This is a genomic window from Rhizobium sp. Rhizsp42, assembly GCF_047304155.1.
In the GTDB taxonomy this organism is placed as follows: Bacteria; Pseudomonadota; Alphaproteobacteria; order Rhizobiales; family Rhizobiaceae; genus Rhizobium.
The window spans coordinates 216,089-241,014 of sequence record NZ_JBGLYS010000001.1; the positions used below are offsets into that span (position 1 = coordinate 216,089).

Genomic DNA, 24,926 nt, shown 5'->3' on the forward strand with positions numbered 1-24,926 from the left:
CCCGGACGTGGTTACTTCGTTTCGTCGGCCTTGTGATCGACGGTCTTGCCTGCGGTGGTCGTGCTCGAAGCTTCGGGCGCGTCCTCGTCGTTCATGCCCTTCTTGAAGCTCTTGATGCCCTTGGCAACATCGCCCATCAGTTCCGGAATCTTGCCGCGACCGAAGAGCAACAGCACGATGACCAGAACGATCAGCCAGTGCCACATGCTAAAAGAACCCATTACGCTAACTCCTGTTGTGATGCTCTATTGATGTAAGAATACCCGACATCAAATCCAACATCTAATTCCCCGTAGATAGACGCTTAATGTCACGGTATCGACCATCGTGACAAGATAGTCCCCGGTCGAAAAGTCGTGAAGACAATTGTTTTCGCTTCCAGTGGCGAAACAAAGACACGGAGCCGGCTATTCCTCGGACGCGCCACCGGGCGCCAGAAGGCCCAGTTCCTCGAGATCCATCTGCGTGATGGGGTCTTCCTCTTCAGTCAGCTCGTCGTTCATCGACGGCGACGGAATGTTGAAATTGGCCGGAATGCGGCCGGAGAGCAGCCCTGCCCCCTTCAACTCCTCGATACCCGGCAGGTCGCGCAGTTCCTCGAGCCCGAAATGATCGAGGAAGTCGCGGGTGGTGCCGAGCGTGACCGGACGTCCCGGCGTGCGGCGGCGGCCGCGAAAACGCACCCAACCGGCTTCCATCAGCACATCCAGCGTGCCGCGCGAGGTCTGCACGCCTCGGATATCCTCGATCTCGGCACGCGTCACCGGCTGGTGATAGGCGATGATGGCGAGAACCTCGAGCGCGGCGCGAGAGAGCTTGCGCACCTCGTTTTCATCGCGGCGGATGACGAAGGAGAGGTCGGCGGCGGTGCGGAACGCCCAGGCATCATCAACCCTCGCCAGATTGACGCCGCGATGGGCGTATTCCTGCTGCAGCCGCAGCATGATGGCGCGCACGTCGAATGCCTTAGGCAGGCGATCGCTGATGAAAGCTTCCGAGACGGGCTGGGCGGAGGCGAAGACGAGGGCCTCGGCGATACGCGCTGCCTCGCTCTCGTCTTGGACGGTGTCATCACCGGTACGGTCGGTGTCGCGCTCGGCGTCGCCATCGTCCAGATCGGTATCTTCCAGATCGCTCACGCCGGCAGCTCCTGTTCGACGACCTGCAGTGTCGCATGGTTTGGTCCGCGCCGCATGTAGATCGGCTCGAAGACGCCTTCCTGGCGGATTTCGATCTTTCCTTCGCGTGCGAGCTCGAGCGATGCCGCAAAGGCGCTGGCGATCGCCGTCACCCGGTCTTCGGGCGAGACCATGTAGGTCAGGATATGCTGCTCGAGCGCCGTCCAGTCGCCGATCTCACCGATCAGGCGGGTCAGCAGTTCGCGCGCCTCGGTGAGCGACCAGACCGTGCGGCGCGCGATCGTGACCTGCGTCACCGCCTGCCGCTGGCGCAGCGAGGCATAGGCGGTCAGCAGATCGTAGAGGCTGGCGTCGTAGGCGGATTGGTGGCGATCGGGAATATGCTCGGGCGCGCCGCGGGCGAGCACGTCGCGGCCGAGACGGTTACGGTTCACGAGACCACCGGCCGCCTCGCGCATCGCTTCCAGGCGCTTCAGGCGAAACGCCAGCGACGCCGCCATTTCCTCGCCCGAGGGGCCGTCGTCCTTCACCTGCTGCGGAATGAGCAAGCGTGACTTCAGGTAGGCGAGCCATGCCGCCATGACCAGATAGTCCGCCGCGAGCTCGATGCGGATGCGGCGGGCGCTGTCGATGAACAGCAGATATTGCTCGGCGAGCGCCAACACGGAAATGCGGGAGAGATCGACCTTCTGTGTGCGGGCCAGATGGAGAAGGAGGTCGAGCGGGCCTTCGAAGCCGGCGACATCGATCAACAGCGCCGGATCGGTCGAGGCGCGGTCGGCGCCGCCGTCCTGCCACAGCTTGTCCATCGGCGTTGCCGATGTCTGCGGGCGCTCCTGAGCCTTTGTCGTCGTTGTCACGTCGTCTCGTTCCTTTCGCGATCAGACCGTCGCAAACATCGCATCGAATTCGTCGCGGATCACGGCCTCGTCGGCGCCATCGGCCGTCGGGAACCCCTGCTCCACGCGCTTGGCACGTTCGAGCGCTCCACCTTGCAGCAGCGGCACGTTGGCGACCACCTCAAGCATCTCATCCATATGACCATTGCAATGCAGCACGATATCGCACCCGCCCGCAATGATATTCGCCGCCCGCTCGCCAAGCGTGCCGCTCAGCGCGTTCATCGAACTATCATCGGAAAGCAACAGGCCTTTGAAGCCGATATGCTCGCGGATGATGCCGTCGATGACCTTGCGCGAGGTGGTGGCGGGATTTTCCGGGTCGATCGCGGTGAAAACGAGATGGCAGGTCATCGCCATCAATTCGTCCTTCATGGCGATGAATGGCGGGAAGTCATGGGCTTCCAACTCTTCGCGCGAGACGCGGACGACCGGAAGCTCGTGATGGGAATCGGCAAAGCCGCGGCCGTGGCCCGGCATGTGCTTCATCACGGAGAGCACGCCGCCGGCCTTCAGGCCCTCGGATGCGGCGTTGCCCATGTCGGTCACCGTCTTCGGGTCCATGCCATAGGCACGGTTGCCGATGACGTTGCTGCTGCCTTCGACCGGAACATCCAGGACGGGCAGACAATCGACGTTGATGCCGAATTTCGAGAGATCGAAGGCGTGCAGGCGCGACATCAGCCAGGCCGCGCGCTTGCCCTTTTCCGGGTCCTCTCGATAGAGGTCGCCCAGCTGCTGGCCGGAGGGATAATGCGGCAGGATCGGTGGGCGAATGCGCTGGACGCGGCCGCCCTCCTGATCGATCAGTACCGGCGCCTGCCAGCCGACACTTTCGCGCATCTCGGCCACGAGGTCAGAGATCTGCTGCGGCTCGGAAATATTGCGGCCGAACAGGATGAAGCCCCAGGGGCGCTCGCCCGCGTAAAAGGCCTTCTCTTCGGGCGTCAGGGAAAGGCCGCTACAGCCAAGGATCATCGCTTTTGATTCGGTCATACCCGAATCATAGAGACGCCTTGGCGAAATGCGAGCAGCGTCAACTGCCATTCACAAAAAAGAACGACGCAAAACTGAGTTCTGCAAACGAAAAGAGCGGCGGGTAGGCCCCGCCGCTCTCAATCAATTCAGTTTCGAGCCTTACTTCGAAATCAGGCAGGAGCCGCCGGCTGCGCGATACTTTTCGCAGATCGCGGCTGCTTCGTCCTTGGAACCGGCAGTGATGCGCAGGCGGTAATAGGTGCCCTTGCCTGCGATGTCGGCCTTGCGGATTTCGTAAGGCATGCCAGCCAGTACGCCGCCGAACTTCTTCGACAGGCTTGCATAGGACTTCTTGGCTTCGGCTTCAGACGGCAGCGATGCGATCTGGACGCCGTAGCTGCCAGGAGCGGCCGTGGTCGGCTGGGCCTGAGCCGCTGCCGGCGGAACCGCCGCGACTTCCTTTGGTGCCTGGGCAGCTGGCGCCGGTGCGGCCGTCGCGGGTGCGAGAGCCGAAGCGCCCGGACGCGATGCCGGGGTCGGCGCGGTGTCGGTCTTGGTGCTGGTGACGGCACGGACCGGCGGGTTGACGCTGTCAGGCGTTGCCGCCGCGGCCTTGGCAAGCACGTTCTCGGAAGTCTGCTTTGCGGTCGGCGTAGCACCTTCGACCGGCGTCGAGCGAATGTCGGCGGACGCCAGCTGTTCGATCGTCGGAGCCGAAGCCGATGCACCACCTGCCGCGATCTTCTGCGTCTGCACCGAGGTGGGCTTCGGCAGCGAGGATGCCGCAGGCTCCGGCGCCGGCTCTTCCCTGGCGACCAGCGTGCCGTCCGGCTTGACGATCATGGTGCGGACCTTGCGGGCCGAGACCGATGGCGAACGATCGGCATCCGACGGAGCGGCTGCTGCCGTATCGGTCGCGCTGTCGTTCGGCAGCAGGCGCGGATCCTCGGTGTCGCCGACTGGCGTTGCCATTGATGGCATCGGGGCGTCGTTGTCTTCAGGCAGCGTTTCCGGCGTCAGCGTGCGCTGAACGACGTCAACCGGCTGCTCGTCGCTTGACACCAGCGACTTCTGCTTCGGAGCTTCGGTGGCCGCGCCACCAACGCTGTCATAGACAGCCTTGTCCTGGTTCGGAACGGTCTTGCCACCCGGGTTTTCCGGAACGACCTTGACCGGATCCTTGTCGGCCACGATGACGCGCGGTTCGCCGGTGGCGACACCGAGGCCGCCGTCGCGCGCCAGGAAGGAATAGCCGGCATAAGCGACGCCGCCGAAGATGACGATGGCAGCGGCTGCCGCCAGCATGCGCTTCATCGAGCGCGCGCGGCTCATATCCTCGGCGTCGCTCGCCGACTGGATCTGAACTTCGGACACCGTCTCGCGACGCTGCTGCACGGGCTCGTTGACGCTGCGGCGGAAATCTTCCTCCAGAGCGCGCTCGAATTCATCGAAGCTCTGGGCCTGCGGCTGCGACGGCTGCGGCCGTGCAACGGATGCCACGGCGGCGACAGAGGCCTGGGCGCGGGCGCGGATGTCCTGAGCCGGCTTTGCGGGTGCTTCGACCGGCTTGGCTGGCGTCAGCAGGTTTGCGATTTCCGAATCGACGTCGAAATCGAAATCCGACATCGCGGGAACGGGTTCGTGCTTTTCGACCGGCGGCAGCGTCGGGACATGCATCTCGACCGCTTCCATCTGATACTCCGCATCGGAGATCATCGACGGATCGAAGGGCAGCTCTTCCGTCGTGTCGACGACAGGTGCCGGCGCGCGGTAGGATGGCGCTGCGGGGGCTGCGGGCTCCGGCGAACGGTAGACCGGTGCGGCTGCCTGATAGGCGGGCGCCTGGTAGGTCGGCGCCTGATAAGCTTGTGCCGGGGCGGACGGCTGATACGGTGCGGGTGCCGGCTGCGCGGCAGGCTCCGGCTGGCGGACTGCCGGCTGGTAGGCCACGGGTGCTGCTACAGGCTGCGGCTTCGGCTGTTCGATCTCTTCGGCAACAACAGGCTCGACGAAATCGAGGTCGGCGAGCTCGAGCTCGATGCCTTCGAGATCCAGCTCGAAGTCATGGCCGGCAAACGGGTCTTCGACGTCAGGTGCGGCCTTGGCAGCAACCGGCTGGGGCTCGGGTGCATAGCGCGGCGCTACGGGCGCTGCCGCGACAGGAGCGGCGGCAACAGGCGGCTCGGGCACATAGGCCGGTGCAGGGATCGGCGCGTGGACGACCGGGGCGACCGGCTGGGCTTCCACGGGCGCAGCTTCGCGAGCGGTAACCGGATATTGCGAAACATCAGCGAGGAGGTCATCGATATCGAAGGCGATATCATCGACTTCGGCGACGGCTTCCGTCAGTGCGGCATCGGCCTTGACGTCACCATCCTTGGCGGCAGCGGCCAGATCGAAGGCGCTGTGATCGACCATAGGCTCGACGATCGGCTCGGCGACGGGCTGCTCGACGACGAACGACGGCTCATGACGGTCGATCTCGGCGGGGAAGCTTGCGGCGGCCGGCGCTTCAAAGCGCGGCGCGGCAGGCACGGGCTCGGCAGCGACGACAGGTGCCGGAGCGGCAACAGGCGCTGCGGCCGGCTCTTCGCGGCGAGACGTATGGAAGTTGGCGATCGGCAGGCGGATGCTTGCGGCCGACCACTGCGGCGCCTTGGCGGGCTGCACCGGCGTCGGTGCGGCGCTGATCGAAAGCTCGAGTTCCTCGATCAGATCACGAGCGCCGCCGGAGACAGGCTCCGCAGGCCGCGAGACGCTGGCCGCCCAATCGGCGGACGAGAGGATCGCGCGGGCATCTGGCTGTTCGATGACAGACGGCTGCTCGATGACAGGCAAGGCCTCGTCTTCGACCCGTTCCGAGACAACCGGCGCCTCGTAATGAACCGGCTCGGCATCATAGCGCGGTGCCTGCTCGTAGTGCTGTGCGGCCTCGTAGTGCGGCTCGGGCTCGTCGTAGGTGACTGGCTCCGGCTCGGCATAGACTACGGGCTCAGGCTGAGCGTAGGCCGCCTCGATCGGATGATCGACGACTGCAGGCGCGGTCGGAGCGTCGTAACGCTCGAACTCGCGCAGCAGTTCGTCTTCGAGATTGAAGGCAGGCTCCTGCCTTGGCGCCGCTTCGACGGTGTTTGCCGCTACACGGGGCTCAAAACCGACGATACGCGCAAGCTCCGCAAGGGGATCGTCGTCAGCAAAGAGGTTCGCATCGTTACGCGTGTCATACGCCCGCTGTTTATCTGCCATACTCATCCACTCGCAAATGCAAAGGTTTCGTGCCAGCGCATTGTGGGTAAATGGTGACGCTACCGCATCTCTTCCGGCGCAGCCGTTCCTGCGATGGCAAGACCCGACTTCAAAACGGACGCAACGGCGTACACCAGCCCTAGTCTGGTAATACTAGACTCTCGGCTCTTATCGTTAATAAATCGTAAGTCTACCTGATCCTTGCCCTTATTCCAATGAGCATGGAAAGAACTGGCAAGATCATAGAGGTAGAATACGACACGATGCGGCTCTTGCGATTGAGCCGCCGCCTCGACCAGCCGAGGGAACTCGGCAACCTTCGCAACCAATTGTAATTCCGCAGGATCCGAGATTCCAGACACAGCTTTCGCGAGGGTTTCAGGCGACACGTCGAGATCCGGAAACGCCTCCTTGGCCTGCCTGAAGACAGACATGCAACGGGCGTGCGCGTACTGTACGTAAAAGACCGGATTGTCTTTCGACTGTTCCGTTACTTTGGCGAAATCGAAGTCCAACGGCTCCGAGCTCTTTCTATACAGCATCATGAAGCGCACCGAATCGCGGCCGACTTCCTCGACCACATCGCGGAGCGTCACGAAGTCGCCCGAGCGCTTCGACATCTTGACCGGTTCGCCATCGCGGAACAGCTTGACCAGCTGGCACAGCAGAACGGTAAGCTTGGCCTTGCCTTCCGACACGCCGCGCGCAACCGCTTCCAGGCGCTTGACGTAGCCGCCATGATCGGCGCCGAGCACATAAATCATCTCGCTGAAGCCGCGATCGAACTTGTTCTTGAAGTAGGCGACGTCGGCCGCGAAATAGGTGTAGGAGCCATCAGACTTGATCAGCGGACGATCCATGTCGTCGCCGACTTCGGTCGAGCGGAACAGCGTCTGTTCGCGATCTTCCCAGTCTTCCGGCAGCTGGCCCTTCGGCGGCGGCAGCGTGCCCTTGTAGACGTGGCCCTTGAAGGTCAGGTCGTTGATGGCCGTGCGGATGGCGGCAGCGCCATTGGCGTGCAGCGTGCGCTCGGAGAAGAACACGTCGTGATGGACGTTCAACGCCTCCAGATCCTCGCGGATCATCACCATCATCGCATCGATGGTGCGATCCTTGACCAGCGGCATCCACTGATCCTCGGGCATGTTGTGCAGCTTGACGCCGTAATCACGCGCCAGCGCTTCGCCGACGGGAACGAGATAATCGCCCGGATAGAGGCCAGCTGGAATCTCTCCGATCTTTTCGCCGAGCGCCTCGCGGTAGCGCAGGAAGACGGAGCGCGCCAAGACGTCGATCTGCGAGCCGGCGTCGTTGATGTAATATTCCTTGGTGACGTCGAAGCCGGCGAAGGACAACAGATTGGCCAGCGCGTCGCCGACGACGGCGCCACGGCAATGGCCGACATGCATCGGGCCGGTCGGGTTGGCCGAGACGTATTCGACATTGACCTTGCGGCCCTCACCCATTGTCGAGCGACCGTAGTCGGTGCCAGCAGTGATCATCGAGGCCAGCAGGCGCTGCCAGTAGCCGACGGCGATCCTGACGTTGATGAAACCAGGGCCTGCGACCGATACTTCGGCTACGTCCGGATCTTCCTTCAACTTTTCGGTGATGATTTCGGCCAGCGCGCGCGGATTGGTGCCGAGCGGCTTGGCAAGCACCATCGCCGCATTGGTCGCGACATCGCCGTGGCTCGCATCACGCGGCGGCTCGACGGCAATGCGTCCGAAATCCAGCTCGGATCGCTTTTCCTTGACCAGATCGATCTGTTCAAGGGCGGTTTTAATCCTGGCTTCGAAATCGGTAAAAAGGTTCATCGCACTCTTCCATGCATAGGCTGTGCCACACGGCATCCGCCCGGCCTTTGCCGAGCGACCGCTGCCTAGCGCAAATCGGGAGTCTGGTCAAACAATCGCCTGTGGGCGCTGATGGCGTAGGTATCGGTCATGCCGGCGAGGTAATCGCCAACATGGCGCGCCTTTGGCGCTTCGGCCAGCCCGGCGATGTGATCCACCCAATAGTGGCTCTGCATCTCTTTCGGGTTGGCCATGTAGGCCGAAAACAGGTCGGTGACGATCTGGGCCGCGCCTGATCGAATGCGCATGATGTCGGGATGGCGGTAGATGCGCTTGAAGAGCATCGCCTTGATCTGCCTGTCCGTCTCGGCCATCCCCTCGGAGAACGTCGCGATCACGCGGCTGGCGTGTCTGACGTCGTCGGCGCTTTCGGGGCGGATCTCGGCCAGACGTTCCTGCGCGACCGAAATCACGTCCTCGACCATGCGGGTGATCTGGCGGCGCATGATTTCGTGGGTGAAGCGGCTTGGCTCCAGCGTGGGGTAGCGCTCCCTCACCTCGGCCATCAGCCCGGCCAGGAAGGGAATATCCTCCAGCATGTCGAAGGTGAGATAGCCCGACCGCAGGCCGTCATCGATATCGTGGGTGTTATAGGCGATATCGTCGGCGATCGCGGCAACCTGGGCCTCAAGGCTGGCGTAGGTGTCGATCTGGAGATCGTGGATCTCGCAGTAATCGAGGATCGGCTGCGGCACGGGGCCGCGTGTGCCGGTTCCGTCCTTGGTGAGTAGCGGACCGTTATGCTTGACCAGCCCTTCCAGGCTTTCCCATGTCAGGTTGATGCCGTCGAAATCGGCGTAGCGGCGTTCGAGCTTGGTGACGATGCGCAGCGACTGGGCATTGTGGTCGAAGCCGCCATAGGGCAGTAGCACCTCGTGCAGCGCGTCCTCGCCGGTGTGGCCGAAGGGCGTGTGGCCGAAATCGTGCACGAGAGCGACGCCTTCCGCCAGATCCTCGTCGAGCTTCAGCGCTCTAGCGAGCGCGCGGGCGATCTGGGCGACCTCGATCGTATGCGTGAGCCGCGTACGATAGTGATCGCCATCCTGTGCGATGAAGACCTGGGTCTTGTGCTTGAGGCGCCGGAAGGCGGTCGTGTGAACGATGCGGTCGCGGTCGCGCTGGAAGTCCGAGCGTGTCGGGCTGGAGTTCTCGGGATAGAGCCGCCCACGCGTCGTCCACGGGTCAGCCGCGTAGATTGCCCTGTCGCTGTTACCGAAGCCTAATGCACGTCTGTCGATCGTCATTCTTCACCGTCACTCGCCATGTCCAAGCGCACGCCCATTGACGCCGCCATATGCTCTTCATACCTATAGAGAGCATAAACGGCAAAGAGACGACGTATCGCCCACTTTGCCGCGGGCCGCGCTTTCATGATATAAGGCGCGATAGCATTGAAAAACAGCCGTTTATATTGATGGCTTGACCACTATTCTCTCCGGATCTTGACCCCGGCAGGAGCAGACATGACCGAAGCAAATGTAACCCTTTCCGACGCCGCGGCGAAGCGAATCGCCACCATCGTCGGCAGCGACCCCGGCAAGAGCGCGCTGCGCGTCTCCGTCGAAGGCGGCGGCTGTTCGGGCTTTTCCTACAAGTTCGACCTCACCGACGGCATCCAGGACGACGACGTGATCGTCGAGAAGAACGACGCGAAGGTGCTGATCGACAGCATTTCGCTGATCTACATGGCGGGCTCGGAGATCGATTTCGTCGATAACCTGCTCGGCCAGTCCTTCCAGATCAAGAACCCGAACGCGGTTGCCAGCTGCGGCTGCGGCACCAGCTTCTCGATCTGACCACCCTCCTCCGCTATCCACACCGAACCGGCCGAAGATTGCCTTCCGGCCGGTTTAACGTCTTGTCGCTTGTCTCAAGACCACGCTAGAAGAAGACGTCAAAGCGGAACGGGACAAAAGAATGAAGATCGCGACCTGGAACATCAACGGCGTCAAGGCGCGCATCGACAACCTCACGCAGTGGCTGAAGGATTCGAACCCCGATATCGCCTGCCTGCAGGAGATCAAGACCGTCGACGAAGGCTTTCCGCGGCTGGAGATCGAGGCCCTCGGCTATCATGTGGAGACGCATGGGCAGAAGGGCTTCAACGGCGTCGCCATTCTTTCCAAGACCAAGCCGGACGAAGTGACGCGCGGACTGCCGGGCGATCCGCTGGACGAGCAGGCACGCTTTCTGGAAGCCGTGTTCTCCATTCCCGGCAACCGCGTTGCCCGCGTCTGCTGCCTCTATCTGCCGAACGGCAATCCTGTCGACACCGAGAAATACAACTACAAGCTCGCCTGGATGGAGCGGCTGCGGACATTCGCGGCCGAGCGGTTGGCTTATGAAGAGATCCTCGTCCTTGCCGGCGACTACAACGTCATCCCAGAGCCGCATGATTGCTTCGACCCCAAGGTGTGGGAGAACGACGCTCTGTTCCTGCCACAGACGCGCGAGGCGTTTCGCAGGCTGGAGAGTCTGGGGCTGACCGATGCGGTGCGCGCGACGACGGATGCGGTGCCGGCGTATACGTTCTGGGATTATCAGGCCGGCGCATGGCCGAAGAACAACGGCATTCGCATCGATCACCTGATGCTGTCGCCGGAAGCCGCCGACCGGATGACCTCGACGGCCATCGAAAAACATGTGCGTGCTTGGGAGAAGCCTTCCGACCACGTGCCTGTGGTCGCCTATTTCGATTTCGCGGCCTAAGGGCTAGGCGGCACTAATCGAGGCCGGATCTCGGCGATCCGGTCTTACATCGCTCAGTCGGTGTTGCTGCTGGCGATCTTGTGCGAGAGGGCGATGGCGTTGCGGCGGTCGCTTTCGCTGGCAACCGAGAAGGCCTGCTCCTGCAGCGATTCCATCCAGTTGCAATCCTTCGGCTTGCAGCGATCGAGCGCCGCCGTCATCAGCGCCAGGCCGTTGGCCGACTGGCCTTCCTGGAACAGGATATTGCCGAAGACGGACATGGCGCCCGGGTGACCGGCCTTGCGGGCCTGGTTCAGCCACTTCTTGGCCTGCTGCGTGCTGGTGGCGCCGCCATCGCCGGCAAGCATCATCTGCGCCAGCTGGAACTGCGCTTCGGGAACGCCGAAGGTGGAGGCGACCTGGAAGTAGATCTGGCGCGCCTGGGTGAGATCGGTCTTCACGGGGCTGCCCGGAATGCCGTGCTTGTAATAGCCGGCGAGCGACAGCAGCGCGTTGACGAAGAAGCCGGTATCCTCGGAGCCGGGCTCGACGCCCTGCTGCGCGATCTCGCTATAGATCTTGAAAGCTTCGAAATCGTCCTGCGCGACGCCGTCGCCATCGGCATACATGTTGGCAAGCGCCCAGCGCGATCCGGTGTGGCCCTTTTCGGCGGCGTATTTGTAGGCTTCGACAGCCTCTTCCTTCTGGCCGTTCTTGTAGGCCTTGAAACCGAACTTGAAGAGATCGAAAGGACCGGATTCCTTGTTGACGCCCGACTTGATGTCGAACGCGCTTGCCGGACAACTCATCGCCGCGCAGCAGGCGACGGAGAGCCCCATAAGCATCAATCTGAAAGGTCTGAACTCGAACGTCAGCATTTCACTCGATTTCTTTCGTTTCCACCCATACGCGCCATCTCGAACATCCCGCCCGTTCGGCCCGCAGATAAAGTCCCTTCGGCGAGCGATCCCGCGGTGGGTTCCAAGACCCGCTTGCCCGCGTCGCATCCAGCCTTTTGCTCTCTTGAGAGAGCCTTCATTCCCTTCGCACCGACAGCATCCGCCCGCTTTCCGGCGCGAACTGACGGCGATGCCTTCAACCTCTTTTCGGCGAGCCCGCGGAGCGGCATTTCGCCTTCAGAAATGTCGTAGTCACCAATTGTGACAAAACGCGAGACGTCGTTACCGAAAGCCAGTTCGGAAAGCGGCAACACAGTCAAACGTGAGGAAACTGAAAGGCTTGAGAACGCTGCGATAGAACGGCGCTTTGCGGCTGAGACACCCTGTAAAACAGGCGAAACAAGCGAAGCGGCGGCAACTGCGCCACACCTCATGTCCGTCTCTTTCACACTCACCGAAAAACGACCCATCTTACTCTTTTACGCGCACCCTATGCCTGTCATTCCCTCGCCCGAGATTACCGCTGCGCCTAGTTTGTGGCGGGAAATGGACAATTCGTGATGGAGCCCATCATACGCCAACACTCAAAAAAAACTGTTGCTGAATCGTCACAAAATGACACGTGACGAGAGCATGCTTAATGGCGCCCAGACAAAGAAAAGCCCGACAGTTTGCCGGGCTTTCACTTGCACTGATCTTGGCGGGTCAGAACTTGACCTTGATGCTGGTGGAGATGGCCGCCACGAGATCGTTGCCGAAGTCGTAGGAGACGTCGTCACCATAAGTGACACCATTCTGCGTGATGGCACCCGAGGAACCGCTTGTCAGAATGCCAAGCGCGCCAGCGAGCCGCCACTCGATGTTTTCGGTCGGGCTGTACGCGGCACCAACGCCAAGCGTCCAGCTATCCGTCTGAGCACCGTAACCATGGCTCGTGCCGCGGTCCCACGTCAGGCTGACTGCACCGCTCCACTGATCGTTGAACTTGTGGCCAATACCGCCCGTCACCGTCCAGCCATCCTGGTAAAGCAGATCGAGTGAGGTAAGCTGCGTACCGCTGGTCGCGCTGCAAGTACGCCCTCTGGTCGCCGTTGGGCAAAGGGATATGGACTGAAGCAAGCTCCAATTGGTCCACTTCACCGATCCGAAGGCCAGCCAATCCGGCGCGATACCACTCTGCACCTTAAACTCAAGCGAATCGGGCGCTTCGGCAGAGCCAAATACGGGCGTTACGCGTCCGTAGGGAGCGCGGTTATAAGGCGCGATCCCGCCGATCGCCTGCGTGAGGTCGACGGTACCCGTCAGATTGTCGTACTTGACGCGGCTATTATAAACCAGGCTCGCGCGAAGCGCGTATTCCGGAATCTCATAGGCAACACCTGCACGCCAGCCCCAAGCCTGGTCTTCCAGGTCAAGCCGGCCAATGCCGGTACCGGTGCCGCCCAACAGCGCCGGATTGAAAACGTAACGTTCCTTAAAGCCTTCGACTTCCTGATAGAACGTGCCACCGATCACGCGGAGCTGCCCCGGACCCATGTCGAACTTGTAGGAGCACGTCGCGCCATAATTGTGCGTCGTGATCTTGGTTTCGATATTGTTCTGCGCACCAACCCAGTTCGCACCCGGATTGGTGTGAGCGCCGAAGGGCTCCGAGTAATCGACCAAACAGTCGAGATCACCGATGCCGCCTTTGATGCCACCATAGGGGATGGCATAATTCTCAGTGTCGTCGGCGGTGGTCGATCCACCACCACGACCATTGCTCCCCAAGCCATCGCTTGGATCGGTATCCTTGGCGTTCTTCAGCTTGCGCTGCGGCATGACATAGATCACGCCCGACTGGACGGAGAACTGCGATGCATCGAACAACTGATCGATATTATAGCCGCCACGATCCAGACCACCCGCGAGGGCAGGCTGGGTGAGCGTCGAAATCATAACAAGCGGCAGGGCTGCCGCCAGAACCTTACGAGATGCCAAGGTGTCTCCCCCACTGAGGCAATTGCGATGGTGGGACTGTGACGGCGAGAGGTTAAAATGGCAACTTCGTGACCGGGCGCGATTGAAAAGTGAGCTAATGGATGCTTTACGTAAAAAATTGACGAGCACGTCAAAATTTCCTCATTTTAGAAAATGCATCTCAAAAAATCCTGGAATCGATCAGGCGATAGGGCGATCGTTCTATACGAGCACAGATATGTTACCTTCTGACAACAGTTCGATTTTTAGGAAAAACTTCGTGGAAAAGCTGAAAAATGGTGCCGCTCCGGCCAAGTTGTGGCGGCGGAGTGCCTGATTACGGTTAATTTTTCGAAAAAAGGCGCCCGATTCTTCATCGGACGCCTTGGAATGAAATACTATTGAAAGTTGATTTTACGAGGCTTCATCTACACGCGAGAGCGCGATCTTGAGGCTCGCGAGCTGGACCGTCAGCTCTTCCAGACGTTCCCTTTCGGCCGCGACGACCTCCGGGTTGGCGTTGGCAACGAACTTCTCGTTGGAGAGCTTGCCGTTGATTCTGGCCATTTCGGCCTCGGTCTTGGCGATCGCCTTTTCGAGGCGGGCCTTTTCGGCGCCAAGATCGATCAGCGCGCCGAGCGGCAGGCAGACGGTGGCTTCGCCGGCCACGATCTGGGCAGCACCCTTCGGCGCCTGGTCAGCCAGCGAAATGCCATCGACGCGCGCGAGGCGCTTGATCGCCGCATCGTGGCGCGACAGCCGGTCACGCGTCAGGCTGTTGGCGTTGACGAAGACGAGCGGGGCTACGGCGGACGGCGGTACGTTCATTTCGGAGCGAACCGAGCGGATATCGGAGACGAGGTCGATCAGCCAGTTGATCTCGTCGGCCGCCGCGTCGTCGGCGTAGGACGGCGACGGCCATTCGGCGTGGCAGACCAGGCCATCACGCTCGCGGCCCTCGCCTGCCGTATGCGCCCAAAGCTCTTCGGTCATGAAGGGCATGAACGGGTGCAGCAGCTTGTAGATCTCTTCGAGCACGTAGGCGACGCAGGACTGCGCCTCCTTCTTGGCGCCCTCGTCCGTGCCGCCGAAGATCGGCTTCAGCAGTTCGAGATACCAATCGCAGACCTGGTTCCAGACGAAGCGATAGAGCACGCCGGCGGCATCGTTGAAGCGATAGGCTTCGATCGCCTCGGTGAGGTCGCGTTCGGTGCGGGACAGTTCCGTCAGAATCCAGCGGTTGACCGTGAGTTCGGCTGCCTCGGGAATGAAATGCGGGTCGTTAACGACGCCGTTCATCTCGGCGAAGCGCGTCGCATTCCAAAGCTTGGTGCCGAAGTTGCGATAGCCGGCGATGCGGGCCGGATCGAGCTTCACGTCGCGCCCCTGGGCCGCCATGATCGCAAGCGTGAAGCGCAGCGCGTCGGCGCCGTATTCATCGATCAGTTCCAGCGGGTCGATGACGTTGCCCTTCGACTTCGACATCTTCTGGCCGTTCTTGTCGCGAACCAGCGCGTGGATATAGACCGTGTGGAACGGCTCGACCGGAACGCCGTCCTCGTCCTTCATGAAATGCAGACCCATCTGCATCATGCGAACAACCCAGAACGGGATGATATCGAAGCCGGTGACCAGAACGTTGGTCGGGTAGTAGCGAGCAAGCTCGGGCGTCTTTTCCGGCCAGCCGAGGGTCGAGAACGGCCAGAGAGCGGACGAGAACCATGTATCGAGCACGTCTTCGTCGCGCGTCAGGATTTCGCCCGGCTGGAAGTTTTCGAGCTTTTCCTCGACCCAAGCCTTCCAAGGTCCCTCGTGAGCGATGTAGTGCTGGATGGCAGCCTGCAGCGCCTCTTCCTCGGTCTTCTCGACGAAGACCTGGCCATCGGGACCGTACCAGGCGGGAATCTGGTGACCCCACCACAGCTGACGGGAAATGCACCAAGGCTGGATGTTTTCCATCCACTGGAAATAGGTGTTTTCCCAGTTCTTCGGCACGAAATTGGTGCGGCCTTCACGGACCGACGCGATCGCCGGCTGGGCCAGCGTTTTGTTGTCGACCCACCATTGATCGGTCAGGCGCGGCTCGATCGGCACGCCGCCGCGGTCGCCATGCGGGACCACGTGCTTGTGCGGCTCGATCTTGTCGAGCAGGCCTGCCTCTTCGAAAATCTCGACGATGATCTTGCGGGCGGTGAAACGATCCCGGCCCTCCAGACGGTCCCAGGCACCATGGAGTGCTGCCGGATGATCGAGACCTTCGAGGAAATCCTCGTTCTCCTTGATCGAGATCGAGGCATCGATGTTCATGACGTTGATGGCGCGCAAACCGGCGCGCTTGCCGACCTCGAAGTCGTTGAAGTCATGCGCAGGCGTGATCTTGACGGCGCCGGTGCCGGCGGTTGGATCGGCGTAATCATCCGCGACGATCGGGATCTTGCGGCCGACGATCGGCAAGATGACATGCTTGCCGACGATCGACTTGTAGCGCTCGTCTTCAGGGTTCACCGCGATGCCGGTATCGCCGAGCATCGTTTCCGGACGGGTCGTTGCGACGACGATGTAGTCGCGCGTCTCGAATTCCGTCGGCTTGCCTTCCTCGTCGAAAGCGATCGGGTACTGGTAAGTGACGCCCGCTTCCAGCGGATAGCGGAAGTGCCAGAGATTGCCCTTGACCTCCAGCTGCTCGACTTCCATGTCGGAGATCGCGGTCAGCAGCTTCGGGTCCCAGTTGACGAGACGCTTGTCCTTGTAGATCAGGCCTTCCTTGTAGAGGCTGACGAAGACTTCGAGGACGGCCTCCGAGAGACCCTCGTCCATGGTGAAGCGCTCGCGCGACCAATCACAGGAGGCGCCGAGGCGCTTCAGCTGATTGAAGATCAGGCCACCCGACTCGTTCTTCCACTCCCAGACTTTCTCGATGAAGGCTTCGCGGCCCATGTCGCGGCGGCCCGGAAGCTGCTGTTCCATCAGCTTGCGCTCGACGACCATCTGCGTGGCGATGCCGGCATGATCCATGCCCGGCTGCCACAGCACGTCCTTGCCGCGCATGCGCTCGAAGCGGACCATGATGTCCTGCAGCGTGTTGTTCAGCGCGTGGCCCATGTGCAGCGAACCCGTCACATTCGGCGGCGGGATCACGATGGTGAAGCTTTCGGCGCCCGGCTTGGCGTTCGCGCCCGCGCGGAAAGCGTCCGCCTCGTCCCATTTCGCGGCGATCTTCGGTTCAACGGCTGCGGAATCGTAGGTCTTTTCGAGCATTTTTGGACCAAATCTGGAGGTTTTCTGGATGCGGGTTGTAAATAGGATGCCCGCAGCCAAGTCAATAAAAAAGCCGCCCCGGGGACCGGAGCGGCTCTTTGTAAAAAGCGACGGATCCGATCAGCGGCGCGGGCCGCGCGCCACGCGCTCGATCTCTTCGCGCACGAGGCGCTCGACCAGGGTCGGCAGGTTGTCGTCGAGCCAGTCGCGCAGCATCGGGCGCAGCATGTCTTCGGCGATCTCGTCCAGTGAGCGACGCTCGGCGCCATCGATGGCGGCGGCCAGTTCCTCGAAAGAGCGGGCGATCTGCAGGCCGGCATCCTGCGACAGCAGCGACTGCTGGGTTTCGTCCATCAGGCTCGGCAGAAGGCGATCCGACAGCGGCGCGGAGACCGGCTGTGCTGCGATGGGAGCAGCCGACATCGGCGGAGCGATGGCGACATGTTCCCGAACCGGTGCCGGTGCGGGCTGAACGGTTTCGACTTCTGCGACCGGCTGCTGAGGCGGCATTTCGAACGCCATTGCGGCTGGTTCTTCGACCAGCACGGGCTCGGGCGCACGCTGAGCCGCCGGAGCGGCCTGGTGCATCATCGGATGTTCCTCGACTACCTGCTGCTGCGGCTGAGCTTCCATGACAGGGGCCGGTGCGACAGGCGCCGGCTGCTGGCGGAACTCGAGGGGTGGTTCGCGCTGCGGCTGAAGCGTGTTGCGCTCGGAGGCGGCGCGAACGCGGGCAGCGACATCGGCCAGCGACATGGCGGCGCGCGGCGCTTCCTGCGCGGGTGCGGAGCCCGCGGAATTGGCAGCAACGAAGCGTGGATCGGTCTGCTGCGGTGCGGGATCGGGGAATTCCACGCCGGCATAGGCCTGATCAACAGTCAGATGAATGTCGGAGCCGTGATCGTCTTCATCATCACCGTAAACAGGCGGCAGCGATGCGGAGAGTGCCCTGCCCGCGCCCGGCTCATTGCTTTCGATGATCTGGCGGATCGACGCCAGGATTTCTTCCATGGACGGTTCACGCGCTACGCTTGGCTGAGCCATATCTATCCCCGTTATTCTCAAACAACGACCGGATTGCGAGGTGTCGGCATCCGAATCACCCAGACTGTAGGATAGCCGATCGGGGAAAAAAATCATCGCGAATCAAATGACTGCCGCTTTGCACAGTTTTCTCAAAGGTCAATGACCGCTTCGAAGGCCCGCCTGAAACAGACACGGGCGCCAGTGGCGCCCGCATCATCAAAAACTTCTCGATGCGTCGCTTAGAACACGAATTCGCGTGCCTTGGCGAAGCCCGGCAGCGGCTTGACGGAAGCGTTGAAGAAGACGTTTTCGGAGACCGCGCCGCGCTCGCTGACGAACACCGTCGCACGCGCCGAGCCGCCATATCCCTTGATGGTGACAAGGCGGCCGCCTTCACGCAGCTGCGAGAAGAGCGAAGCCGGAACTTCTTCCACCGCGCCGTTGACGAAGATCAGGTCGTAGGGAGCGCCCTTGGCGCTGCCGGCTTCAAGCGATCCCGTGACGACGGAGACGTTGGCGTAATCGGCAAGGTTTGCCGTCGCCTCGGTGGCCAGCGCCTCGTTTTCTTCGAGAGCGACGACCGAACCCGCGAGCTTGGAGAAGAGCGCGGAGACATAACCCGTGCCACAGCCGACATCGAGAACGACGTCATCCTTGGTCACGGCCGCGAGCTGGAGCAGCTTGGCGAGCGGCGACGGCTGCATCAGGAAACGCGCCGGCTTGCCTGCGGCCGCCGGACAGATTTCGACGTCGGTGTCGATATAGGAGATCGCCTTGGACTTTTCCGGAACGAAAGCCTCACGCGGCACGGCAAGGAAAGCGGCCTGAACGGAGTGAGAGGTGACATCCGTGGTGCGGATCTGGTTGTCGACCATGTTGGCGCGTGCCGTCTCGAAATTCATAGTGTCCTCTCGCCCAATGAAAAGCGCTTATTGCTCACCCGTGTCTTAATCGCAGGGCAACCGGCTTTCAAGGCTTCCTGAGCGACTGCAGCAAGAATTCGGACGGTGTGGCCAATCGCCCAGGACGTTCAGAAAAATCCATGGTGACGTTCATAAGATTGTGATAATATTGCAACCGGAGGAATAAGGAGGAGAAGATCATGTCAGTCATAGCTGAATATTTCTCGCTGTTCGACTTTTTCATCGTCGCCGCGCTGATCGCGATCATGTGCTGCGGGTTGCTGGGAAAAGAGACAGGCTGAGGTTCGGACATCGTCTCCCCGCAACCACGACGTTCAGGTGGTCGTCAGCTTTATTAGCGATGACTTTAACCAGTAAGAACGATGACCAGCGGGGTGCCATGACGAAATCAGCTCTTTTGGGTGGGCTCTTTATCGGAGGCCTATTTGCGATCGTCGTGATGATACCGCTTGTGCATGCGAGTGTGCCTGGCGTTGCGACCAACGGCGTTTCGCCGCTTGTTTCGTTGCGGGGCGGGAACTGACAGAGGCCGAAATCGCCTAGGCAATGGGCGTTGCCTTTCGCGTTCTTCAATGACCTTTCGAAGGGTCATCTCCTGTTTGCATTTTGGCGCCTGAAATCCCCCAGGTTTTTGAACAACCCCCTTGCGCTTGTTTTCTATTCATTCTAAATGCCGCCCACGCTTCCGAAAGTAAGCGTCGTGAGGCCTCGTGGCGGAGTGGTGACGCAGAGGACTGCAAATCCTTGTACCCCGGTTCAATTCCGGGCGAGGCCTCCAAACTTCTCACCGACAAATGATGTGACGATACCTGGCGCGCCGGCAGTGCGCGGGCGATGCGAGATCGCGCGTCGAAACGCGTGCCCCTTCCCTCATTAAAAAACCTGACCGCTATCCAGCGATCAGGTTTGTCGTCATTCGACGCGAGCCTTGGCCTATCACGGACCTACGCACTGACGGCGGGGGCCGTAGTTGGGCTGGTAGGTGTTATCGGATGCGCGGTACGAGCGGTAGCGGCTGTAGCAATAGTCCACATGTGAACCGCCCGAGCGGACGCGCGGCTGCGAAGCGATGATACCGCCGATAATGGCGCCTGCAGCCAAGCCACCGATGATGGCGCCGGTGTTGTCATGATGACGATAGTAGCGGTCATCATAACGGCCGTAGTAGTCGCGACCACGGTTGCCGTAGCGGTAGCGATCCCGGTTTCCGTAGCAGTTCCTGTATGGGCCGCATCGATCCCAATTCGGCCGCCTCACATCCGGAGGGGCGTCGTAGTGCTGACCCTTGACCTCAAAGGCGGCGGCCGGAGATATGCCGCCCAGGGCTGTCATCAGCGCCACGGCGATAATGGCCAATTTCTTCATTTCAGACCTCACAATCCACAGAGATGCTTCATCGTTGTCCCATGACGAGATAACGCGCATTTCGGCAACTCGTTCCAATCAATTGGTTTTGCTCAGCATTCGCCAGCGAATGCTGCGATTTCGCGTGGGTTAACCCTGCGCGCCCGAATGCCCCTCCGGCACTTTCTTTGGTCCGGCCGCTGCTTTATGACACTTTTATGACAATGCCCTTTCATGGATGGATACTATGCTGAGCTGGTTTCGGAAACTCATGCCACGCGAAGACCGGTTCTTCGATCTCTTCGCGCAGCACGCGAAAACAGTCGTGGGTGCTGCCGAAGCGCTGAACGAACTGCTTTCCGGAAACGACACCGAGAAGCACTGCGCGCGCATCGTCACACTGGAAAACGAGGCCGACGATATCACCCGCGATGTCCTGCTCGCCGTTCGCCGCAGCTTCATCACGCCGTTCGACCGCGTCGACATCAAGGACCTCATCCAGTCGATGGATGACGCGATCGACATGATGCACAAGACGGTTAAGACCATCCGCCTGTTCGAACAGAAGAGCTTCGATCCCGTGATGCAGGAGATGGGCAAGACGATCGTCGAGGCCGCGCATATGATCGCCGAGGCCATTCCGCTCCTAGATCGAATCAATGCCAACGCCCCTCGCCTGACAGCGATCGCCGAGGCGGTGACGCGGATCGAGGGACGGTCGGACGAATTGCATGATCAGGGGCTGAAAGACCTCTTCCACAAGCATGGCGCCACAAACCCGATGGCCTATATCATCGGCAGCGAGATCTACGGCGAGCTCGAAAAGGTCGTCGACCGCTTCGAGGACGTCGCCAACGAGATCAGCGGCATCGTGATCGAGAACGTCTGATGGACGCCACCCTTGCCTTCCCGCTGCTTGCCGGGCTGATCGCGGTCGCGTTGTTCTTCGACTTTCTGAATGGCCTGCACGACGCCGCCAACTCGATCGCGACGATCGTCTCGACGCGTGTGCTCCGGCCGCAGTTCGCCGTTGCCTGGGCGGCCTTCTTCAACTTCATCGCCTTCCTGTTCTTCGGGCTGCATGTCGCCGAGACACTGGGGACCGGCATCATCGATCCGGCCATCGTCTCGCCGATGGTTATCTTCGCGGCTCTGATGGGCGCGATCATCTGGAACATCGTCACCTGGGTGTTCGGCATACCATCGAGCTCGTCGCATGCGCTGGTCGGCGGGCTTGTTGGCGCCGGGCTTGCCAAGGTCGGCTTCAGCTCGATCGTCTGGAGTGGTTTGCTCAAGACCGCCGGCGCGATCGTCATGTCGCCAATGATCGGCTTCCTACTGGCGCTGTTCCTGGTTCTGATCGTTTCGTGGCTCTTCGTGCGGCAGACACCGTTCGCGGTCGACCGCACCTTCCGCATCATGCAGTTCGTCTCGGCGTCGCTCTATTCGCTCGGCCACGGCGGCAACGACGCGCAGAAGACCATGGGCATCATCGCCATCCTGCTTTATTCGCAGGGCTATCTCGGCGGCAGCTTCCACGTGCCGCTGTGGGTGGTGCTTTCCTGCCAGTCGGCGATGGCGCTGGGCACGCTGTTCGGCGGCTGGCGCATCGTGCATACGATGGGATCGAAGATCACGCGACTGAATCCGATGCAGGGCTTTTGCGCGGAGACCGGCGGCGCGCTGACGCTGTTCGGCGCCACATGGCTCGGGATCCCCGTCTCGACCACACACACGATCACCGGCGCGATCATCGGCGTCGGCGCGGCGCGGCGGGTGTCTGCCGTGCGCTGGGGCCTTGCGGGCAATATCGTCGTCGCCTGGGTGGTGACGCTGCCGGCCGCCGCATTGATCGCCGCCGCCTTCTACTGGATCGCTGGCCTCTTCGCCTGAGCGATTGATATCAGGAGGCGGAATTCCGCCTCCTGTGCCACCAAACCGAAAATCGTCGTCTCATTCGCCGCGCGACATGCAGGTCGTGCGACAGCACCAGCACGCCGAGCGGAATCATCCAGAAGCCGAGAATCGGAAGAAAGCCCAGGCATCCGCCCAAAATCAGCAGTCCGCCGATCAAAAGCCTTGCTATGCGCGACTTCGGCAGCGGAATGCGGGTCGGCCCCATGACGATGTGGCCGGTGGTGTGATCGATGCCAAAGCGTTTGGCAGTGTTTTTCGGGGTCTCGGTCATCCACAGCATGTGGGGATAACCTGAATGATTGCAAGGAGATGTCATTTTTTTGAAAAAACCGCTTGGCAAATCGAGCAAGCATTTGTATTAGCCCACTCACACCGCGGCGAGCGGTGATCCCTGGTAGCTCAGCGGTAGAGCATTCGACTGTTAATCGACAGGTCGCCGGTTCGAATCCGGCCCGGGGAGCCAGTTTCTAAAAGGTCTGCATTGAAAAATGCAGGCCTTTTTCTTTTCCAGAATCAAAGCGATAGGTTTCGCCCCGAGGTTATCCTCAGCGGCGGCGCGATTGTTTGATCCCGTGGGCGATCTAGCCACGGGGATGAAAGACAAAGCGGCGATATCAATAGCCGCAGGAGCGTCCGTTGCTTGGCCTGAAGCCATCGGAGCAGGCGCGGTTCATCGAATCGCCAGGCACATAGCCGGATGCCGACCCCGCGGAGGTCGGATAGCCCGCGCATCCTGTCGTGAGCGCCGAAAGGCCGATCAGCATGATCACGGCCAGGACGGTTGAAATTCGCTTCATATGGACCTCCTCGAAACTGTCTTGGCTATTAAGCTAGCACGCAGCCGCCAAACGCCATGTAAACATCTTAGGGCCTAAATTTCTTACGTCACGATTGGCGAACGCTTGGTGCGGCTGGGCACCCTACCCTTGCAGCGTGTCGACCTTGCGAAGATCCGGGAACAGCCGCGTCCACATGAGCACAACAACGATTGTCCCAACGCCGCCGATGACGCCGGCGGCGACGGGACCCATCATGCCGGCCAGCATGCCCGATTCAAATTCGCCCAGCTGGTTCGAAGTGCCGATGAAAAGCGAATTGACGGCGTTCACACGGCCACGCATCGAATCCGGGGTCAGGAGCTGAACGAGAGAACTGCGCACCACGACGCTCACCGTATCGGCAGCGCCTACCACCAGCAGCGCGGCGATGGACAGCGCGATGTTGGTCGATACGGCAAAGACGATCGTCGCGACGCCGAACACAGCCACGGCAGTCAGCATCTTCGCGCCGACCTTGCTTGTCAGCGAGCGTCTTGCCAGAACGATCGACATGGAAAGCGCACCGACAGCCGGGGCCGCCCGCAGCATGCCAAGGCCCCAGGGGCCGGCATGAAGGATATCGCTGGCGAACATCGGCAGGAGGGCCGTGGCGCCGCCCAGCAGAACGGCGAAGAGGTCTAGCGAGATGGTGCCGAGCATGACCGGCTTGCTCTTGATGAAGGAGACGCCGGCAAAGACGGAGGTCAGCGTGACCGGTTCGCGCTTGCTCGGCGTCCATTCCATGCGGATCGAGATGACGTTGATGCTTGCAACGGCAAACAGGACGGCGGCCACCGCGAAGGGGGCGACGGCATCGACGCCGTAGAGCAGGCCACCCAGCGACGGGCCGACGATCAGCGCCGTCTGCATCATCGAGGTCGATGTCGCCACCGCGCGTTGCAGCAGCGAGGGCGGCATGATGCTGGGAAGAAGAGCTGCCATCGTCGGCCGCTCGAAGGCGACGGTCGCGCCCATGATCGTCACCGCCGTCAGGATGCCTGCAGGGGTGAGCCAGTTCTGCCAGGTGGCGACAGCAAGTGCTGCCGACACCGTGGCGAGGATCAGTTGGCAGATCAGGCCGATGCGCCTTCGGTCGAACCGATCGGCGACGTGGCCGACCACGAAGGTCAGCACTACCATCGGCAGGAACTGACAGAGACCGACCATGGCGAGCGCGAAGGCGCTGTGGGTCTGATCGTAGATCATCCAGCCCATGGCGATGGCGACGCATTGAAAGGAGAGAGAAGAGAAGACGCGGGAAGCCGCGAAATTGAGATAGCCGGGATGGCGCAGAACGCTATCCTGGTGAACTGCTGATGCATCCATGAGAAGACTGTCCGGCCCGCTGCCGACAGCGCGCCTCTGGGGGTTGTTGTTGCAACCGTTTCCGCCCGGACCGTCGTGCTTGTCAATGGCAGCGGGGCCGCTTTCCGTTCGACTCTGCTAAAACACGTGATCGTGACCGCCGACAGCGCCTGCCTCGGCGGCCATCCGACCAGGGACGTTATCTTTTCTTCTTTGTCGAACGGACTTTGACCGGTGCCGGCGGCGGGATGAGTTCGGCGTCGGCGTAGCAATATCCGGCGACCCAGCCGTCGCTGGCGAAGAGCTTGGAATCACCCTCGGCGTGCCATTGGCAGGTGAGCGAGTTGGGATCCCATGCGGTAACAGTCACATCGTAGACGCCCTTGCCGGCGAAGGTGGTCTTGGGATTGCCCGTCAAACGCCAGCCCTCGGCCGGCTGCATGGTCCACGACACCCGCTGGCCCTGGCGGGCTTTCTGCTTGATGCCGAATTCGGGGGTCTGGCAGCGGTTGGTGGCGGGATCGCAGTTCATTTTCGCCGTCGACATCTGCGTCGGCGTATTTGTGACCACCGTCTGGCAACTGCTGAGCGTAAACGCCACGAGTGTCATGGCCAAGGCAACTTCATACCACATATCCGGCCTCCCATCCGTCACATGCTATCGATGGGGA

22 protein-coding genes and 2 tRNA genes are annotated in these 24,926 nt (G+C 61.3%); 6 read left to right on the top strand and 18 right to left on the bottom strand.

From position 1 onward, the window contains the following. Positions 1-11: 11 nt before the first annotated feature. From ACCD05_RS01085 to ACCD05_RS01115, 7 genes are all read right to left on the bottom strand, one after another. Positions 12-221: a twin-arginine translocase TatA/TatE family subunit gene (locus ACCD05_RS01085; protein ID WP_047510174.1), complete on the bottom strand. Its 210-nt coding sequence runs from the start codon at positions 219-221 to the stop codon at positions 12-14. Between the two features lie 186 nt (positions 222-407). Then, complete coding sequence (scpB, locus tag ACCD05_RS01090; RefSeq protein WP_413391051.1) at positions 408-1,115, bottom strand: SMC-Scp complex subunit ScpB; 708 nt, start codon at positions 1,113-1,115, stop codon at positions 408-410. 20 nt (positions 1,116-1,135) lie between these two features. Next, on the bottom strand, positions 1,136-1,948 hold the full coding sequence (locus ACCD05_RS01095) for a segregation and condensation protein A (protein ID WP_112979592.1): 813 nt from the start codon (positions 1,946-1,948) through the stop codon (positions 1,136-1,138). A gap of 72 nt (positions 1,949-2,020) precedes the next feature. Then, the gene (gene nagZ / locus ACCD05_RS01100; RefSeq protein WP_413390636.1) at positions 2,021-3,034 is read right to left on the bottom strand and encodes a beta-N-acetylhexosaminidase; all 1,014 of its coding nucleotides are present in this window, start codon (positions 3,032-3,034) and stop codon (positions 2,021-2,023) included. A gap of 141 nt (positions 3,035-3,175) precedes the next feature. Then, positions 3,176-6,262 carry an SPOR domain-containing protein gene (locus ACCD05_RS01105; protein WP_413390638.1) on the bottom strand — a complete coding sequence of 1,029 codons (3,087 nt, stop codon included), beginning with the start codon at positions 6,260-6,262 and terminating at the stop codon, positions 3,176-3,178. A 59-nt stretch (positions 6,263-6,321) separates the two neighbouring features. Then, a complete protein-coding gene (gene argS / locus ACCD05_RS01110; protein WP_112941461.1) occupies positions 6,322-8,079 on the bottom strand; it encodes an arginine--tRNA ligase in 1,758 nt (585 codons plus the stop codon). A 65-nt stretch (positions 8,080-8,144) separates the two neighbouring features. Continuing rightward, entirely contained in the window at positions 8,145-9,362 is a 1,218-nt protein-coding gene (locus ACCD05_RS01115; RefSeq protein WP_413390640.1) for a deoxyguanosinetriphosphate triphosphohydrolase, read from the bottom strand. A 219-nt stretch (positions 9,363-9,581) separates the two neighbouring features. Between ACCD05_RS01115 and erpA the strand changes: the two genes are divergently transcribed. Together erpA and xth are read left to right on the top strand one after the other, a co-directional pair. Then, entirely contained in the window at positions 9,582-9,914 is a 333-nt protein-coding gene (erpA, locus tag ACCD05_RS01120) for an iron-sulfur cluster insertion protein ErpA (protein ID WP_413390642.1), read from the top strand. A gap of 121 nt (positions 9,915-10,035) precedes the next feature. Then, on the top strand, positions 10,036-10,827 hold the full coding sequence (gene xth, locus ACCD05_RS01125) for an exodeoxyribonuclease III (RefSeq protein WP_413390644.1): 792 nt from the start codon (positions 10,036-10,038) through the stop codon (positions 10,825-10,827). Positions 10,828-10,880: 53 nt separating this feature from the next. Here xth and exoR read toward each other — a convergent pair whose 3' ends face one another. From exoR to ACCD05_RS01155, 6 genes are all read right to left on the bottom strand, one after another. Continuing rightward, the gene (gene exoR, locus ACCD05_RS01130) at positions 10,881-11,684 is read right to left on the bottom strand and encodes an exopolysaccharide production regulator ExoR (RefSeq protein WP_018900092.1); all 804 of its coding nucleotides are present in this window, start codon (positions 11,682-11,684) and stop codon (positions 10,881-10,883) included. Continuing rightward, positions 11,678-12,175: a hypothetical protein gene (locus ACCD05_RS01135; RefSeq protein ID WP_413390647.1), complete on the bottom strand. Its 498-nt coding sequence runs from the start codon at positions 12,173-12,175 to the stop codon at positions 11,678-11,680. The genes exoR and ACCD05_RS01135 overlap by 7 nt, the downstream gene beginning before the upstream one ends. A gap of 235 nt (positions 12,176-12,410) precedes the next feature. Then, a complete protein-coding gene (locus ACCD05_RS01140) occupies positions 12,411-13,685 on the bottom strand; it encodes an OmpP1/FadL family transporter (RefSeq protein WP_413390649.1) in 1,275 nt (424 codons plus the stop codon). 393 nt (positions 13,686-14,078) lie between these two features. Then, positions 14,079-16,922, bottom strand: a complete 2,844-nt coding sequence (locus ACCD05_RS01145) for a valine--tRNA ligase (protein WP_413390651.1) — start codon at positions 16,920-16,922, stop codon at positions 14,079-14,081. 120 nt (positions 16,923-17,042) lie between these two features. After that, a complete protein-coding gene (locus ACCD05_RS01150) occupies positions 17,043-17,966 on the bottom strand; it encodes a DUF2497 domain-containing protein (protein ID WP_413390653.1) in 924 nt (307 codons plus the stop codon). A 221-nt stretch (positions 17,967-18,187) separates the two neighbouring features. Then, positions 18,188-18,850 carry a protein-L-isoaspartate O-methyltransferase family protein gene (locus tag ACCD05_RS01155; protein ID WP_413390655.1) on the bottom strand — a complete coding sequence of 221 codons (663 nt, stop codon included), beginning with the start codon at positions 18,848-18,850 and terminating at the stop codon, positions 18,188-18,190. Between the two features lie 725 nt (positions 18,851-19,575). On the opposite strand from ACCD05_RS01155, the gene ACCD05_RS01160 reads away from it, so the two are divergent. Next, positions 19,576-19,649 (top strand) — tRNA-Cys (locus tag ACCD05_RS01160). 158 nt (positions 19,650-19,807) lie between these two features. Here ACCD05_RS01160 and ACCD05_RS01165 read toward each other — a convergent pair. Beyond that, positions 19,808-20,236 carry a BA14K family protein gene (locus ACCD05_RS01165; RefSeq protein WP_209233298.1) on the bottom strand — a complete coding sequence of 143 codons (429 nt, stop codon included), beginning with the start codon at positions 20,234-20,236 and terminating at the stop codon, positions 19,808-19,810. Positions 20,237-20,462: 226 nt separating this feature from the next. On the opposite strand from ACCD05_RS01165, the gene ACCD05_RS01170 reads away from it, so the two are divergent. Both ACCD05_RS01170 and ACCD05_RS01175 read left to right on the top strand, forming a co-directional pair. Then, positions 20,463-21,104 carry a DUF47 family protein gene (locus tag ACCD05_RS01170; protein WP_026283297.1) on the top strand — a complete coding sequence of 214 codons (642 nt, stop codon included), beginning with the start codon at positions 20,463-20,465 and terminating at the stop codon, positions 21,102-21,104. After that, positions 21,104-22,108: an inorganic phosphate transporter gene (locus ACCD05_RS01175; protein ID WP_111561368.1), complete on the top strand. Its 1,005-nt coding sequence runs from the start codon at positions 21,104-21,106 to the stop codon at positions 22,106-22,108. The genes ACCD05_RS01170 and ACCD05_RS01175 overlap by 1 nt, the downstream gene beginning before the upstream one ends. Positions 22,109-22,118: 10 nt before the next feature. Here ACCD05_RS01175 and ACCD05_RS01180 read toward each other — a convergent pair whose 3' ends face one another. Next, the gene (locus ACCD05_RS01180) at positions 22,119-22,412 is read right to left on the bottom strand and encodes a hypothetical protein (protein WP_413390658.1); all 294 of its coding nucleotides are present in this window, start codon (positions 22,410-22,412) and stop codon (positions 22,119-22,121) included. 108 nt (positions 22,413-22,520) lie between these two features. Here ACCD05_RS01180 and ACCD05_RS01185 point away from each other — a divergent pair. Next, positions 22,521-22,595: transfer RNA gene (locus ACCD05_RS01185), tRNA-Asn, on the top strand. A 151-nt stretch (positions 22,596-22,746) separates the two neighbouring features. On the opposite strand, the gene ACCD05_RS01190 is transcribed toward ACCD05_RS01185, so the two are convergent. The 3 genes from ACCD05_RS01190 to ACCD05_RS01200 all read right to left on the bottom strand — a co-directional run bounded on the left by ACCD05_RS01190 (position 22,747) and on the right by ACCD05_RS01200 (position 24,889). Beyond that, positions 22,747-22,929 carry a hypothetical protein gene (locus ACCD05_RS01190; protein WP_413390660.1) on the bottom strand — a complete coding sequence of 61 codons (183 nt, stop codon included), beginning with the start codon at positions 22,927-22,929 and terminating at the stop codon, positions 22,747-22,749. 123 nt (positions 22,930-23,052) lie between these two features. After that, on the bottom strand, positions 23,053-24,276 hold the full coding sequence (locus ACCD05_RS01195) for an MFS transporter (protein WP_413390662.1): 1,224 nt from the start codon (positions 24,274-24,276) through the stop codon (positions 23,053-23,055). 178 nt (positions 24,277-24,454) lie between these two features. Then, the gene (locus ACCD05_RS01200) at positions 24,455-24,889 is read right to left on the bottom strand and encodes a hypothetical protein (protein ID WP_413390664.1); all 435 of its coding nucleotides are present in this window, start codon (positions 24,887-24,889) and stop codon (positions 24,455-24,457) included. Between the last annotated feature and the right edge of the window lie 37 nt (positions 24,890-24,926).

What these genes read in the sequence shown, in the direction of transcription:
- ACCD05_RS01085 (WP_047510174.1), bottom strand. Translation starts at nt 221, where the DNA reads ATGGGTTCTTTTAGCATGTGGCACTGGCTGATCGTTCTGGTCATCGTG.
- ACCD05_RS01095 (WP_112979592.1), bottom strand. Translation starts at nt 1,948, where the DNA reads ATGGACAAGCTGTGGCAGGACGGCGGCGCCGACCGCGCCTCGACCGAT.
- nagZ (WP_413390636.1), bottom strand. Translation starts at nt 3,034, where the DNA reads ATGACCGAATCAAAAGCGATGATCCTTGGCTGTAGCGGCCTTTCCCTG.
- ACCD05_RS01105 (WP_413390638.1), bottom strand. Translation starts at nt 6,262, where the DNA reads ATGGCAGATAAACAGCGGGCGTATGACACGCGTAACGATGCGAACCTC.
- argS (WP_112941461.1), bottom strand. Translation starts at nt 8,079, where the DNA reads ATGAACCTTTTTACCGATTTCGAAGCCAGGATTAAAACCGCCCTTGAA.
- ACCD05_RS01115 (WP_413390640.1), bottom strand. Translation starts at nt 9,362, where the DNA reads ATGACGATCGACAGACGTGCATTAGGCTTCGGTAACAGCGACAGGGCA.
- erpA (WP_413390642.1), top strand. Translation starts at nt 9,582, where the DNA reads ATGACCGAAGCAAATGTAACCCTTTCCGACGCCGCGGCGAAGCGAATC.
- xth (WP_413390644.1), top strand. Translation starts at nt 10,036, where the DNA reads ATGAAGATCGCGACCTGGAACATCAACGGCGTCAAGGCGCGCATCGAC.
- exoR (WP_018900092.1), bottom strand. Translation starts at nt 11,684, where the DNA reads ATGCTGACGTTCGAGTTCAGACCTTTCAGATTGATGCTTATGGGGCTC.
- ACCD05_RS01135 (WP_413390647.1), bottom strand. Translation starts at nt 12,175, where the DNA reads ATGGGTCGTTTTTCGGTGAGTGTGAAAGAGACGGACATGAGGTGTGGC.
- ACCD05_RS01145 (WP_413390651.1), bottom strand. Translation starts at nt 16,922, where the DNA reads ATGCTCGAAAAGACCTACGATTCCGCAGCCGTTGAACCGAAGATCGCC.
- ACCD05_RS01150 (WP_413390653.1), bottom strand. Translation starts at nt 17,966, where the DNA reads ATGGCTCAGCCAAGCGTAGCGCGTGAACCGTCCATGGAAGAAATCCTG.
- ACCD05_RS01155 (WP_413390655.1), bottom strand. Translation starts at nt 18,850, where the DNA reads ATGAATTTCGAGACGGCACGCGCCAACATGGTCGACAACCAGATCCGC.
- ACCD05_RS01165 (WP_209233298.1), bottom strand. Translation starts at nt 20,236, where the DNA reads ATGAAGAAATTGGCCATTATCGCCGTGGCGCTGATGACAGCCCTGGGC.
- ACCD05_RS01170 (WP_026283297.1), top strand. Translation starts at nt 20,463, where the DNA reads ATGCTGAGCTGGTTTCGGAAACTCATGCCACGCGAAGACCGGTTCTTC.
- ACCD05_RS01175 (WP_111561368.1), top strand. Translation starts at nt 21,104, where the DNA reads ATGGACGCCACCCTTGCCTTCCCGCTGCTTGCCGGGCTGATCGCGGTC.
- ACCD05_RS01180 (WP_413390658.1), bottom strand. Translation starts at nt 22,412, where the DNA reads ATGCTGTGGATGACCGAGACCCCGAAAAACACTGCCAAACGCTTTGGC.
- ACCD05_RS01190 (WP_413390660.1), bottom strand. Translation starts at nt 22,929, where the DNA reads ATGAAGCGAATTTCAACCGTCCTGGCCGTGATCATGCTGATCGGCCTT.
- ACCD05_RS01195 (WP_413390662.1), bottom strand. Translation starts at nt 24,276, where the DNA reads ATGGATGCATCAGCAGTTCACCAGGATAGCGTTCTGCGCCATCCCGGC.
- ACCD05_RS01200 (WP_413390664.1), bottom strand. Translation starts at nt 24,889, where the DNA reads ATGTGGTATGAAGTTGCCTTGGCCATGACACTCGTGGCGTTTACGCTC.